The 12,744-nt window shown below is 69.3% G+C and carries 15 protein-coding genes; 14 read left to right on the top strand and 1 reads right to left on the bottom strand.

Translation table 11 applies throughout. The features are described 5' to 3' along the window. Window positions 1-3: 3 nt before the first annotated feature. From glyA to V3N99_04160, 13 genes are all read left to right on the top strand, one after another. A complete protein-coding gene (gene glyA / locus V3N99_04220; GenBank protein MEO3935948.1) occupies window positions 4-1,326 on the top strand; it encodes a serine hydroxymethyltransferase in 1,323 nt (440 codons plus the stop codon). 36 nt (window positions 1,327-1,362) lie between these two features. Then, window positions 1,363-2,463: an MraY family glycosyltransferase gene (locus tag V3N99_04215; GenBank protein MEO3935947.1), complete on the top strand. Its 1,101-nt coding sequence runs from the start codon at window positions 1,363-1,365 to the stop codon at window positions 2,461-2,463. 124 nt (window positions 2,464-2,587) lie between these two features. Next, complete coding sequence (locus V3N99_04210) at window positions 2,588-3,043, top strand: hypothetical protein (protein ID MEO3935946.1); 456 nt, start codon at window positions 2,588-2,590, stop codon at window positions 3,041-3,043. Window positions 3,044-3,061: 18 nt separating this feature from the next. Beyond that, window positions 3,062-3,334, top strand: a complete 273-nt coding sequence (locus V3N99_04205; GenBank protein ID MEO3935945.1) for a hypothetical protein — start codon at window positions 3,062-3,064, stop codon at window positions 3,332-3,334. Window positions 3,335-3,452: 118 nt separating this feature from the next. Beyond that, entirely contained in the window at window positions 3,453-4,232 is a 780-nt protein-coding gene (atpB, locus tag V3N99_04200; protein ID MEO3935944.1) for a F0F1 ATP synthase subunit A, read from the top strand. A 118-nt stretch (window positions 4,233-4,350) separates the two neighbouring features. After that, window positions 4,351-4,560 (top strand): ATP synthase F0 subunit C, encoded by a 210-nt coding sequence (gene atpE, locus V3N99_04195; GenBank protein ID MEO3935943.1) that lies wholly within the window; start codon window positions 4,351-4,353, stop codon window positions 4,558-4,560. 46 nt (window positions 4,561-4,606) lie between these two features. Continuing rightward, window positions 4,607-5,188 carry a F0F1 ATP synthase subunit B gene (locus tag V3N99_04190; GenBank protein MEO3935942.1) on the top strand — a complete coding sequence of 194 codons (582 nt, stop codon included), beginning with the start codon at window positions 4,607-4,609 and terminating at the stop codon, window positions 5,186-5,188. Continuing rightward, window positions 5,188-6,000, top strand: a complete 813-nt coding sequence (locus V3N99_04185) for a F0F1 ATP synthase subunit delta (protein ID MEO3935941.1) — start codon at window positions 5,188-5,190, stop codon at window positions 5,998-6,000. Before V3N99_04190 ends, V3N99_04185 begins: the two co-directional genes overlap by 1 nt. A 147-nt stretch (window positions 6,001-6,147) precedes the next feature. After that, window positions 6,148-7,797 (top strand): F0F1 ATP synthase subunit alpha, encoded by a 1,650-nt coding sequence (gene atpA, locus V3N99_04180; protein ID MEO3935940.1) that lies wholly within the window; start codon window positions 6,148-6,150, stop codon window positions 7,795-7,797. 122 nt (window positions 7,798-7,919) lie between these two features. Then, entirely contained in the window at window positions 7,920-8,816 is an 897-nt protein-coding gene (locus V3N99_04175) for a F0F1 ATP synthase subunit gamma (GenBank protein ID MEO3935939.1), read from the top strand. 84 nt (window positions 8,817-8,900) lie between these two features. Continuing rightward, the gene (gene atpD / locus V3N99_04170; protein MEO3935938.1) at window positions 8,901-10,364 is read left to right on the top strand and encodes a F0F1 ATP synthase subunit beta; all 1,464 of its coding nucleotides are present in this window, start codon (window positions 8,901-8,903) and stop codon (window positions 10,362-10,364) included. 260 nt (window positions 10,365-10,624) lie between these two features. Beyond that, window positions 10,625-10,894, top strand: a complete 270-nt coding sequence (locus V3N99_04165; GenBank protein ID MEO3935937.1) for a F0F1 ATP synthase subunit epsilon — start codon at window positions 10,625-10,627, stop codon at window positions 10,892-10,894. 8 nt (window positions 10,895-10,902) lie between these two features. Next, entirely contained in the window at window positions 10,903-11,340 is a 438-nt protein-coding gene (locus V3N99_04160) for a DUF2550 family protein (GenBank protein MEO3935936.1), read from the top strand. Between the two features lie 14 nt (window positions 11,341-11,354). Here the strand turns inward: V3N99_04160 and V3N99_04155 are convergent, their stop codons facing one another. Continuing rightward, complete coding sequence (locus V3N99_04155; GenBank protein MEO3935935.1) at window positions 11,355-12,017, bottom strand: cob(I)yrinic acid a,c-diamide adenosyltransferase; 663 nt, start codon at window positions 12,015-12,017, stop codon at window positions 11,355-11,357. Between the two features lie 273 nt (window positions 12,018-12,290). On the opposite strand from V3N99_04155, the gene V3N99_04150 reads away from it, so the two are divergent. Continuing rightward, window positions 12,291-12,713: an STAS domain-containing protein gene (locus V3N99_04150; protein MEO3935934.1), complete on the top strand. Its 423-nt coding sequence runs from the start codon at window positions 12,291-12,293 to the stop codon at window positions 12,711-12,713. Window positions 12,714-12,744: the final 31 nt, after the last annotated feature.

Below are 12,744 nucleotides of genomic sequence, written 5' to 3'. Positions count from 1 at the left end.
GACATGACGAGCGCCCCGGCCACTTCTGCGGACCCCACCTTCGCCCCCGTCGACGAGCCGTTCTACGGCTCCGACTTCGGCGCCCTCGCGGCCTTCGACCCCGAGATCTCGGGGGTGCTGCTCTCCGAGCTCGACCGCATCCGCGGCGGTCTGCAGCTGATCGCCAGCGAGAACATGTCCAGCCCCGAGGTGCTCACCGCACTCGGCTCGACGTTGTCCAACAAGTACGCCGAGGGCTACCCGGGCAAGCGCTACTACGGCGGGTGCTCCGAGGTCGACAAGGCCGAGACGATCGCCATCGAGCGGTGCAAGACCCTCTTCGGCGCCGAGCACGCCAACGTGCAGGCGCACTCCGGTGCCAGCGCCAACCAGGCCGTCTACGGCGCCTTCCTCCAGCCGGGCGACTCCATCCTCGCCATGTCGCTGCCCCACGGTGGCCACCTGACCCACGGCGCCAAGGTCTCGTTCTCCGGCAAGTGGTTCAACCCGATCCACTACGGCGTCGACAAGGCCACGGAGAACATCGACTACGACCAGGTCGCCGCGCTCGCCCGCGAGCACCGGCCGAAGATGATCCTCGCCGGCGGCAGCGCCATCCCGCGGCTGATCGACTTCGCGTTCTTCCGCGCGCTCGCCGACGAGATCGGCGCGGTCTTCTGGGTCGACGCCGCGCACTTCATCGGTCTCGTCGCCGGCGGGGCGATCCCGAGCCCCGTGCCGTATGCCGACGTCGTCACCTTCACCACGCACAAGGTGCTGCGCGGCCCGCGCTCCGGCGCACTGGTCTGCAGGGCGGAGCACGCGGCCAAGCTCGACAAGGCCATCTTCCCGATGATGCAGGGCGGGCCGCAGATGCACACCATCGCGGCCAAGGCCGTGAACTTCAAGGAGTGCGCGACCCCGGAGTATGCCGCCTACACCCGTGCCGTCGTCGCGAACGCCGCCCGGCTGGCCACCCAGCTCGGTGAGCGCGGCATCCGGCCGACGACCGGCGGCACCGACACCCACCTGTCGCTGCACGACCTGCAGGGCGTGGGCGTGACCGGCGTCGAGGCCGAGGCTCGCGCCGACGCGGCTGGCATCGTGCTCAACAAGAACGCCATCCCCTTCGACCCGCAGAAGCCCGGCATCGCCTCCGGCATCCGGGTCGGCACTCCGTGCGTGACGACACAGGGGATGGGCCTGCCCGAGATGGACACGATCGCCGAGCTGATCGCCACCGCGGTCACCACGGGTGACGCCGACCCGCAGCACGCCGTGTCGGCCCGGGTGCGCGCCGAGGTCACCGAGCTCGTCGAGCGCTTCCCCGCCTACCCCCGCCCCTGAGGCGGCGGTCGACGGGCAGCGGCAGGGCAGCCGCAGGTGCGGGAGTACCTCCTCATCGTGGTCGTCGCGGCGGCGGTCACCTTCCTGACGACCCCGCTGGTGCGGGCGCTGGCGGTGGTGACGGGTGCCTTCACGCCGTTGCGGGCGCGTGACGTGCACGACACGCCCATCCCCCGGCTCGGGGGAGTGGCGATCTTCCTCGGGTTCGCCGCGGCCGCGCTGGTCGCGCGCGAGCTGCCCTACCTCAGCAAGGTCTACTCCTCGGGTCAGATCTCGGGTGTGCTCCTGGGGGCGGGCATCGTGTGCCTCGTCGGGGCCGTCGACGACATCCGCGAGCTCGACTGGCTGACCAAGCTCGCGGGCCAGGTGCTCGCGGCGGGGGTGATGGCCTACAAGGGCGTGCAGCTGCTCTCGATCCCCTTCTTCGGCACCAACACCGTGCTGCCGACGCCCGCGCTGGTGGCGGTCACCGTCTTCGTCGTGCTCGTGACGGTCAACGCGGTCAACTGGATCGACGGGCTCGACGGGCTGGCGGCCGGCACGGTGGCCATCGCCGCCTTCGCCTTCTTCGGCTACTCCTACCTCGTCTCCAACAGCTACAACCCGCCCAACGTCTTCACCAACGCGACGTTCATCACGGCCGCGACCCTCGGCGCGTGCCTGGGGTTCCTGCCGCACAACTTCCACCCGGCGCGGCTCTTCATGGGCGACTCCGGGGCGCTGCTGCTGGGCCTGCTGCTGGCGGCGGCGACGATCTCGATCACGGGCAACGTCGACCCCAGCGACTTCTCCGGCGGCCAGGTGTCAGCGGCCCTGCTGCCGATCGCGGTCCCGCTGGCCGTGCTCAGCGTCCCCTTCGTCGACATGGTCCTGGCCGTCGTCCGGCGCACGCGGGCCGGGCAGAAGCCCTGGCAGGCCGACTCCAAGCACCTGCACCACCGGATGCTCGAGATCGGCCACGGGCACCGCAACGCCGTCCTGGTGCTCTACCTGTGGGGGGCGGTGCTGTCGCTGGGCACGGTGTCCTTCGCCTTCCTGGAGCCGTGGCAGGCTGGGCTGGCCCTCGTGACCGGGCTCGCCGTGGCGGCCGCGGTGACCCTGTTCCTGCCGAGGTGGAGCGGCCCCCGGCGCTTGTGATAGGTTTCACAAAGTCGGGGGAAGTTGCTGGGCGCACGATGTCAGTCCGCCGTCAGATACTGTCGCCCACACCCCGCCGGACCAGCACCGCCACGACCTCCTGACACCGACGACCGGAGCCGCAGTGACCGCCACTCCCCGCACCGACGCGCAGGCTGACGCCTTCGCCCGGCTGCTGCGTGGGTCGCTGATCCCCACCCTCGTGGTGGCCGCCGGGTGTGTCGTCGTCGGTTTCGTCAGCAGTCCCAGGGCTGCCTGGTCGGCCGCACTCGGAGCCGGTCTCGTCGTCGGCTTCTTCAGCCTCACGCTGCTGGCGATGAAGCGCACGGCCGACATGGCACCCGCGACCGTCATGATGGTCATGATGGCGACCTACACCGTCAAGGTCATCGCGCTCGGCGTGGCGATGTTCACGCTCGGCAGGGCCCCGTGGGTCAGCGGCTACGCCGTGGGTGTCACGATCACGGTCTGTGCGCTGGTGTGGATCGCCTTCGAGCTCCGGGCCTACACGAAGCTGCGCATCCTGGTCTTCGACCCTGCTCAAGAGGCTCCGAGCGGCACGCAGGACGTGGACCAATGAGCAAGAATCGAGGGCGTCATGCCTGTGCCACCCACGTCACCGTCGTCGCCGGACCCGGCCGACCGGGCGGCCGCCGAGGAGAGGGCCGAAGCCGACCGTCGGGCCTACCATCGCGACAACGAGGCGGGCGTCCGGGCGATTGCCTACCTCTTCAGCGGGGCGCTGCTCTACGGGGGGATCGGTTGGGGCCTCGACCACTGGCTCGGCGTGACGTGGATGCTGCCCGTGGGCATCATCGCCGGGATGGGGTTGTCGTTGTACCTGATCTGGTTCCGGTACGGTACCCACTGAACCTGGCGCGTCACGAGGCTGACCCGGTCCCGGGGGCTGACCGGCCCCTGACCGCCAACCTGGCACCGCCCCCCACCTGCGACCACTGCTGTGTCTTTCGCACCCGAAGGAGTTTTCTGTGAGCATCGTCGCTGCCGTCCGCTCGGAGTACGTGGCGCCCGGCACCGCGGACTTCTTCCAGCCGCTGATCGGTGAGGGCAGCTTCGCCATCACCCGGGCCTGCTTCCTCGCACTCATCTCGGTCGGTCTGATCTCGTGGCTGCTCCTGGCTACGACGAAGAAGAAGGCGGTCGTCCCCGGCCGGGGCCAGATGGCGACCGAGGCGCTCTACGGCATGGTCCGCAACGGCGTGGCCCGCGACCTGATCGGCAGCAGGGACTTCCTGCGCTTCGTACCGCTGCTGTTCACCATGTTCATGCTCATCCTGGTGAACAACCTCTTCGGAGTCCTGCCGCCGTTCCAGTTTCCCACCATGGGCCGTATCGCGTTCCCGATCATGCTTGCCCTCATCGTCTGGATCGTCTTCCACGCGATCGGGATGAAGAAGCACGGCTTCATCGGCTACTTCAAGTCGCTGGTCCCCGCGGGCCTACCCAGCTGGATCGTCCCGATCATCTTCTTCCTCGAGCTCATCACCGACCTGTTCACCCGGCCCGTGACCCTGGCTCTGCGACTGTTCGGCAACATGTTCGCCGGTCACATCCTCATCATCTTGTTCATCACCGGCGGCTACTACATGCTGACCAGCGGTGGCATCCTTCCGGTGGCCGGTGGCGTGACGTGGATCTTCGGGTTCGTCATGACCCTCTTCGAGCTCCTGGTCGAGTTCCTCCAGGCCTACGTCTTCACCCTCCTCGCCGCCCTGTACATCGCCGGAGCCGTCGCCGACGAGCACTGACGGGTCGGTTCCGTGACTTTGCGTCCTGACGGACGCGAAGTCACGGCTCACAACACTCCAAGCGCACCCCCGTGGCACTCGCCTCCGGGACACCCCTCAAGGAAATGGAACTGACATCATGACCGGCAACATTGCCATCCTTGGCTACGGCCTCTCTGCCATCGGCCCCGGTATCGGTGTTGGCCTGATCTTCGCGGCCTACATCAACGGCGTCGCGCGTCAGCCCGAGGCCCGCGGCATGCTCCAGCCAATCGCCTTCCTGGGCATGGCCATCACCGAGGCCCTCGCGATCTTCGGTATCGCGCTTGCCTTCGTCTTCAAGGCCTGACCACCGCTCCTGAGACACCCCAACACGAGCTCGTGAGGAGCACCTGATGTTCGCACTCAGCATCCCGGCTGCCGACAGCGGCGCAGACGGTGGTTTCTGGGCGTCCGCGTACCCGATCATCCCGCACCCGGTCGAGCTGATCTTCGCTCTGGTCACCTTCGCGATCCTCTACTGGGTCGTGGCCAAGAAGGTCGTTCCTCGGCTCGAGGAGATCTTCGCCGAGCGCACCGCCGCCATCGAAGGCGGCATCAGCAAGGCGGAGGAGGCCCAGGCCCAGGCCCAGGCTGCCCTCGAGCAGTACAACGCCCAGCTGAGAGACGCCCGTGAGGAGGCCTCCCGCATCCGCGAGGACGCGAAGGCCCAGGGTGCCGCGATCGTGGCCGAGCTGCGCGAGAAGGCGCAGGCCGAGGCCACCCGCATCACCGAGAACGCCTCGAAGCAGATCGACGCCGAGCGTCAGTCCGCCGTCGTGCAGCTGCGTCAAGAAGTCGGGCGCCTGTCGACCGACCTGGCCAGCCGCATCGTCGGTGAGTCGCTGCAGGACGAGGTCCGCCAGAAGGGCATCGTCGAGCGCTTCCTCGGCGAGCTCGAGGCCGGCGAGATCAAGCCCGAGAAGGTCGACTCCTGATGCAGGGATCCTCGCGCGCTGCGCTGGTCTCCGCCACGGAGACCTTCGACGGGGTGATCGACGGCGGGGCCGACACGGTCTCGCTGGCCGACGACCTCTTCGCCATCGTCGGGGCCCTCGACGGCAGCGCGAGCCTGCGACGGGCCCTCGGTGACCCGTCGCGCGAGGGGTCGGCCAAGGTCGCCCTCGTCGACCGCCTCTTCGGGGGCAAGGTCGGTGACGCCTCGTTGCAGGTGCTGCGCAGCCTCGTCGAGCAGCGGTGGTCGCAGGACCGCGACCTGACTGACGTGGGCGAGCAGCTCGCGGTGAGCGCCGTCATCGCCGGCGCCGAGCAGGAGGGGCGGGCCGACCGGGTCGAGGACGAGCTCTTCCGCTTCGAGCGGATCGTCGCCGGCAACCCCGGGCTGCGTGACGCGATGACCGACCGTCGGGCGCAGGTCGGCCCGAAGGCGCAGGTCGTCGAGTCGTTGCTCGCCGGTCGGGCCGCACCGGAGACGATGCGTCTGGCCCGCCAGGCGGTGCTGGCCCCCCGCGGCCGGCGCTTCGACACGGTCATGGAGGGCTTCCAGGCCGTGGCCGAGAGCAGGCGTCAGCAGCTCGCAGCAACGGTCACGGCGGCGATCGCCCTCGACGAGTCGCAGCGGGCCCGTCTGGTCGCGGTGCTCACCGCGCACTACGGCAAGACCGTGCACCTCAACGTCGTGCTCGACCCCCGGGTCGTGGGCGGCATCCGCGTGCAGGTCGGCGACGAGGTCGTCGACGGCACCATCCTGCGTCGCCTCGACGAGGCCCGGCGCCACCTGGGGGTCTGACCCCCGACCCGTGCGCACCGTGCACGACCCCGCTCGACCCGCACCACCTGCTCGACCACCGCACGACGCATCCCGACAGACGCGCACCACCCATGCTTCGGCCCGTACCGCCGAACCGGGACACCGGTCCCAGAAGGAGAAGACACGATGACGGAGCTCTCGATCCGTCCGGAGGAGATCCGCGACGCCCTGGACAACTTCGTCCAGACCTACGAGCCCGGCGCAGCCGCGCGCGAAGAGGTCGGTCGGGTGACCGACGCCGGTGACGGCATCGCGCACGTCGAGGGCCTGCCCTCGGCGATGACCAACGAGCTGCTCCAGTTCTCGGACGGCACCCTCGGCCTCGCGCTCAACCTCGACGTGCACGAGATCGGTGTCGTCGTCCTCGGTGAGTACAGCGGCATCGAGGAGGGCCAGGAGGTCAAGCGCACCGGCGAGGTCCTCTCGGTCCCCGTCGGCGACAAGTTCCTCGGTCGCGTGGTCAACCCCCTGGGGCAGCCCATCGACGGCCTCGGCGAGATCGAGGCCTCGGCCCGTCGTCCCCTCGAGGTGCAGGCGCCCTCGGTGGTCCAGCGCAAGTCGGTCCACGAGCCGATGCAGACCGGCCTCAAGGCGGTCGATGCCATGACCCCGATCGGCCGTGGCCAGCGCCAGCTGATCATCGGCGACCGCCAGACCGGCAAGACCACGGTCGCGGTCGACACGATCATCAACCAGAAGCGCAACTGGGAGACCGGTGACCCCGACCAGCAGGTGCGCTGCATCTACGTCGGCATCGGCCAGAAGGGTTCCACCATCGCCTCGGTCAAGGGCACCCTCGAGGAGGCCGGAGCGATGGAGTACACCACCATCGTCGCCGCCCCCGCGTCGGACTCGGCCGGATTCAAGTACCTCGCGCCCTACACCGGCTCGGCCATCGGTCAGCACTGGATGTACGAGGGCAAGCACGTCCTCATCGTCTTCGACGACCTGAGCAAGCAGGCCGAGGCCTACCGAGCCGTGTCGCTGCTGCTGCGCCGCCCGCCGGGCCGCGAGGCCTACCCGGGTGACGTGTTCTACCTGCACTCGCGGCTGCTCGAGCGTTGCGCCAAGCTCAGCGACGACCTGGGCCACGGCTCGATGACCGGCCTGCCGATCATCGAGACCAAGGGTGGCGACGTCTCGGCCTACATCCCGACCAACGTCATCTCGATCACCGACGGCCAGATCTACCTCCAGGCCGACCTGTTCAACGCCAACGTCCGCCCGGCGATCGACGTGGGTGTCTCGGTCTCCCGTGTCGGTGGTGCGGCCCAGATCAAGGCCATGAAGGACGTCTCCGGGCGCCTGAAGCTCGACCTGGCCCAGTTCCGCGCCCTCGAGGCCTTCGCGATGTTCGCGTCCGACCTCGACCCGGCCTCCCGGGCCCAGCTGGCCCGCGGTGCGCGGCTGGTCGAGCTGCTCAAGCAGAGCCAGAGCAACCCGTACCCCATCGAGGAGCAGGTCGTCTCGATCTGGGCCGGCACGACCGGGCAGCTCGACTCGATCAAGGTCGAGGACGTGCGGCGCTTCGAGCTCGACTTCCTCGACTACCTGCGTCGCCAGCACAAGGGCGTGCTCGACGGCATCCGTGAGACCAAGAAGTTCGATGACGACACCCGCTCGGCCCTCGAGGGTGCCGTCACGGAGTTCAAGAAGCAGTTCGGGGGCGAGCCCCCGCTCGACGACCGCAGGACCGATGTCGGTCACGAGGCCGAGGCCACGTCGCTCGGCGACGAGGACATCGACCAGGAGCAGATCGTCCGCCAGAAGCGCTAGCAGCGGGGGGCTCCGCCCCCCGCTTCCCCCCGAAGGCCCGCGTGGTCGGGTCTTCGGGGCCGGTCGACCAAGGTCGGCCCCACCCACGTAGAGACCAACCAGTACGGAGAGAGGCGGCAGGGATGGCAGGCCAGATGAGGGTCTACCGCCAGCGCGTCCGGTCGATCCAGGCGACGAAGAAGATCACGCGGGCGATGGAGCTGATTGCTGCGTCGCGCGTGATCAAGGCGCGCCAGCGGTCCGAGGCTGCGACGCCCTACACCGCTGCGCTGACGCGGGCGCTGTCGGCGCTCGCCACCTACTCGCACGAGGACCACCCGCTCACCACCGAGCGCGAGCACGTCCGCCGGGCCGGCATCGTCATCATCTCGGGTGACCGCGGTCTGTCGGGGGCCTACAACTCGTCGGTGCTGCGTGAGAGCGAGTCCCTCGTCAAGCGCCTGCAGGACGAGGGCAAGGAGGTCGTCTCCTACCTCTGTGGTCGGCGCGCGGCGTCCTTCTACAAGTTTCGTCGGCGTGAGTGGGCGGCGGCCTGGGACGGGTTCTCCGACGCCCCGACCTACGAGGTGGCCAAGGAGATCGGCCAGCGCCTGGTCGACGACTTCCTCAAGCCCTATGAGGAGGGCGGCCTCGACGAGGTCCACGTCGTCTACACCCGCTTCGTCAACATGGTCACCCAGGAGCCGCGGGTCATCCGCCTCGTGCCCCTCGAGGTGGTCGACGCCGACGACGTGCCGGCCGCGGACGACGTGCTGCCGCTCTACAACTTCGAGCCCAGTGCCCAGGAGGTGCTGGACGCCCTCCTGCCGAAGTACGTCATCTCGCGGATCTGGACCTGCCTGCTGGCCTCGGCCGCGTCGCAGATGGCCGCCCAGCAGCGGGCGATGAAGTCGGCGACCGACAACGCGGACGCGCTCATCAAGAACTACACGCGGCTGGCCAACCAGGCGCGTCAGGCCGAGATCACGCAGGAGATCAGCGAGATCGTCGGCGGCGCGGATGCCCTGGCCTCCGCGTGACCTGCATGACCCCGTGCACCAGCACGATCAGCACGACCCACCAGCTCGACCAGACAGCCCAGAACCACGAAGGAAAGAGTCACCATGACTGCCACTGTCACTGACCACGCCGCAGGCGCGTCGGGTTCTGCCGGCGCGGTCGGCCGCATCTCCCGCATCATCGGGCCGGTCGTCGACATCGAGTTCCCGGTCGACGGGATGCCGGAGCAGTACAACCTGCTCACGACCCAGGTCGAGCTGCTCGGTGAGAGCCACAACGTCAACCTCGAGGTCGCCCAGCACATCGGCGACAACATGGTGCGCGCCATCTCGCTGCAGCCGACCGACGGCATCGTGCGCGGCTCGGCCGTGCAGGACACCGGCGGCCCGATCATGGTCCCGGTCGGTGACGTCACCCTCGGGCGCGTCTTCAACACGACCGGTGCGTGCCTCAACCTCGAGCCGGGCGAGACGCTCGACGTCAAGGAGCGGTGGGGCATCCACCGCAGCGCGCCGCCGTTCGACCAGCTCGAGCCCAAGACCCAGATGTTCGAGACGGGCATCAAGGTCATCGACCTCATGACGCCGTACGTCCTCGGTGGCAAGATCGGCCTCTTCGGTGGGGCCGGGGTCGGCAAGACCGTGCTCATCCAGGAGATGATCGCCCGGGTCGCCCGCGACCACGGAGGCGTCTCCGTCTTCGCCGGTGTCGGCGAGCGCACCCGTGAGGGCAATGACCTCATGGTCGAGATGGAGGAGGCCGGCGTCCTCGGGCAGACCGCCCTCGTGTTCGGCCAGATGGACGAGCCGCCGGGCACCCGTCTGCGCGTGGCCCTCTCGGCGCTGACGATGGCGGAGTACTTCCGCGACGTGCAGAACCAGGACGTGCTGCTCTTCATCGACAACATCTTCCGCTTCACCCAGGCCGGGTCCGAGGTCTCCACCCTCCTGGGCCGGATGCCGTCTGCCGTCGGCTACCAGCCGACTCTCGCCGACGAGATGGGCACCCTCCAGGAGCGCATCACCTCGACGCGGGGTCACTCGATCACCTCGATGCAGGCGATCTACGTGCCGGCTGACGACTACACCGACCCGGCCCCGGCGACCACCTTCGCGCACCTCGACGCCACCACCGAGCTCTCGCGTGACATCGCCTCGCTCGGCATCTACCCGGCCGTGGACCCGCTCAGCTCGACGAGCCGGATCCTCGACCCCCGCTACATCGCCGCCGACCACTACAACACGGCCGTGCGGGTCAAGCAGATCCTCCAGCGCAACAAGGAGCTGCAGGACATCATCGCGATCCTCGGTATCGACGAGCTGTCCGAGGAGGACAAGATCCTCGTCAACCGCGCGCGTCGCATCCAGCGCTTCCTGTCGCAGAACACCTACGTCGCCAAGCAGTTCACCGGCATCGAGGGGTCGACCGTGTCGTTGGCCGACTCGATCGAGGGCTTCACCAAGATCGCCGACGGCGAGTACGACCACGTCGCCGAGCAGGCCTTCTTCATGTGTGGTGGCCTCGACGACGTCGAGCGTCAGTGGTCCGAGATCCAGAAGAACCTCTGACCTGATCTCATCACCGCACGTCGGCACCGCACGAGGCCGGGCCCACACGGGCCCGGCCTCGTGGCAGCACCTCGGCTGTGCCCTGCTTGCCCCTGTGTGCCCAGGCGTGACTCACCTGTGACTGACGGTGGCCCGGCCCGGCCACCCGTGGCCATGCGTGGCCACGCGAGGTCGTCGGTGTCAACGTCAGCCGATCGACCGATAGACTCATCCCCACGCGGCCCCGGGGTCGCGCGCAGTGATACGAACCGGAGGACGTCGTGAGTCAGCTTCAGGTGGATCTTGTCGCCGCCGACCGCAAGGTGTGGTCGGGCGAGGCAAAGCTGGTGCGCGCGCGCACCAGTGAGGGCGAGCTCGGCATCATGCCGGGGCACCAGCCGTTGCTGGGGGTGCTGGTCTCCGGTGACGTCACCATCCAGGGTGAGGGTGGCGACCAGGTCGTCACCGTCGACAGCGGTTTCCTCTCCGTCGAGCACAACCGCGTGACCATCGTCGCCGACACGGTCGAGGCGCCCGAGGCGAGGGTCTGAACCCACTCATGGCGACCGCACTTCTCAGTGTCGAGGTGCTGGTCGGTGTGCTCGTGGTGCTCGTGTGCCTCGCTCTCGCCGGGGTCTTCGTGCGGCGCAGGGTCCTGGCGCGCGACAGCATCCTCACGCTGTGTGGGATGCGTCCCCCCAGCGCCTCTCGCTGGCGGCTCGGGCTCCTGCGCCTCGGCAGCGAGCAGCTCGAGTGGTTTCCCCTGCTCGGGGTGACCACCCGTCCCGTGGACGGGTGGGACCGCAACGGGGTCGACCTCGACGCCCCGACGGTGCTGGGCGGTCACGAACGCCTGGACCTGCTCCCGGACGCCGTGGGGGTGCAGTGCCACGACGGGGACGCGACGTTCGAGCTGGCGCTGCTGCCCGAGCACTACACCGCGCTGCGGTCCTGGCTCGAGGCCGCCCCACCGGGCTCCCGGGCCGACGTCGCCTGAGCCCGGCCTACCGCTCAGTCGTCGGCGCGTGGTGCCTCGTCGTCGACCGCGTGGTCGCGACCAGCCGGTGCGGCGACGCGTCCGCCGCCGGGCTGCCACAGGACGTCGCCTCCGTGTCCGAGGTTGGCCACCCTCGACAGGATGAACAGCAGGTCTGAGAGCCGGTTGAGGTAGGTCGCCGCGAGCGGGTTGATCCCGCCGACGCCCTTGCCCTCGCCGGGGGTGGTGCCGTGGGCGGCGACCGCGGCCCAGGTGGAGCGCTCGGCCCGTCGGACGACGGTCGTGGCGACGTGCAGGTGGGCCGAGCCGGCCGACCCGCCGGGCAGGATGAAGGAGCGCAGCTTCTCCACCCGCTCCAGATAGGTGTCGCAGTCGCGCTCGAGGTCGTCGACCCAGGGCTGCAGCACGCGCAGCGGAGGGTACTCGTAGGTCGCCTGCAGTGGGGTGCAGAGGTCAGCGCCGACGTCGAAGAGCTCGTTCTGCACCCGGTGCAGGGTCGCGGCCACGTCGTCGGCGAGGCCACCCACCGCCACGGCCACCCCGATCTGGGCATTCGCCTCGTTGACGTCGGCGTAGGCGTGCAGCCGGGGGTCGTTCTTGGACGTCCGGCTGAAGTCGCCGAGCGACGTCGTGCCGTCGTCGCCGGTGCGGGTGTAGATCCTCGTCAGGTTGACCATGGGCCCAACCCTCTCACCGGCGCCCGGGCTCCGCTCGGGCGCCCTCGCGAAGCTGTCCGCGACGATGGGGTATCTCCGTCCGTGGGTGATTCAGACACGATTGAGCAACAGTGGCGTTTGACACCCCCGTGAGGCGAATGTCATGGGCCACGATGTGGGTGCTACGAGGCACCTGACCGGAGGACGCAACCTTTCGGGTGGTGTCGGCGTCCTAGACAGTGACGACGGCAGTCGCCGTCGTGGCGTCCCACACCACGCGACAGGGGTTCACGCATGCAGGACACGCTCGTGGCGCAGGGCGACGCTCCACCTCGGCAGGTCACGGCGACGCTCGGGGTCGCCGTGACCGCTGAGGGGCACGACCTCGTCCAGCTCGGCGGTCGCCTGCACGCCGGTTGCCTGGCCGATGTGCGCACGACCCTGCTGCGCGTGGTCGCCACCGGCAACGGTCCGGTGCAGCTCGACCTGTCCGAGGTCGAGCTGGGGGACGCCGCCGCGGTCGGCCTGCTGGTCGAGGCCCACCAGCTCGCCCTGCGCTGCGGGCGACGGCTGGTCGTCATGGAGGCCACCCCTCGCTCGGAGCGGCTGCTGCGCGCCGTTCGGGTGCTGCCGCGCGGCTGGCGTGCCTCCTCGGCACGCCTCTCCGGATGCGACGAGGCGTCGGGCCCAGCGGGTGTGGCGGCTCTCACCGCCTGATCGACCGCTGCGGCGCAGCACGCGCCGGTAG

The organism is Dermatophilaceae bacterium Soc4.6, assembly GCA_039889245.1.
Classification (GTDB): Bacteria; Actinomycetota; Actinomycetes; order Actinomycetales; family Dermatophilaceae; genus Lapillicoccus.
Note: the sequence above shows the minus strand (reverse complement) of the source record. Positions and strands in the feature narration are given on the sequence as shown.

Coding starts and splice junctions, on each gene's coding strand:
- glyA (MEO3935948.1), top strand. CDS start 4: ATGACGAGCGCCCCGGCCACTTCTGCGGACCCCACCTTCGCCCCCGTC.
- V3N99_04205 (MEO3935945.1), top strand. CDS start 3,062: ATGCCTGTGCCACCCACGTCACCGTCGTCGCCGGACCCGGCCGACCGG.
- atpE (MEO3935943.1), top strand. CDS start 4,351: ATGACCGGCAACATTGCCATCCTTGGCTACGGCCTCTCTGCCATCGGC.
- V3N99_04190 (MEO3935942.1), top strand. CDS start 4,607: ATGTTCGCACTCAGCATCCCGGCTGCCGACAGCGGCGCAGACGGTGGT.
- V3N99_04185 (MEO3935941.1), top strand. CDS start 5,188: ATGCAGGGATCCTCGCGCGCTGCGCTGGTCTCCGCCACGGAGACCTTC.
- atpA (MEO3935940.1), top strand. CDS start 6,148: ATGACGGAGCTCTCGATCCGTCCGGAGGAGATCCGCGACGCCCTGGAC.
- V3N99_04175 (MEO3935939.1), top strand. CDS start 7,920: ATGGCAGGCCAGATGAGGGTCTACCGCCAGCGCGTCCGGTCGATCCAG.
- atpD (MEO3935938.1), top strand. CDS start 8,901: ATGACTGCCACTGTCACTGACCACGCCGCAGGCGCGTCGGGTTCTGCC.
- V3N99_04160 (MEO3935936.1), top strand. CDS start 10,903: ATGGCGACCGCACTTCTCAGTGTCGAGGTGCTGGTCGGTGTGCTCGTG.
- V3N99_04155 (MEO3935935.1), bottom strand. CDS start 12,017: ATGGTCAACCTGACGAGGATCTACACCCGCACCGGCGACGACGGCACG.
- V3N99_04150 (MEO3935934.1), top strand. CDS start 12,291: ATGCAGGACACGCTCGTGGCGCAGGGCGACGCTCCACCTCGGCAGGTC.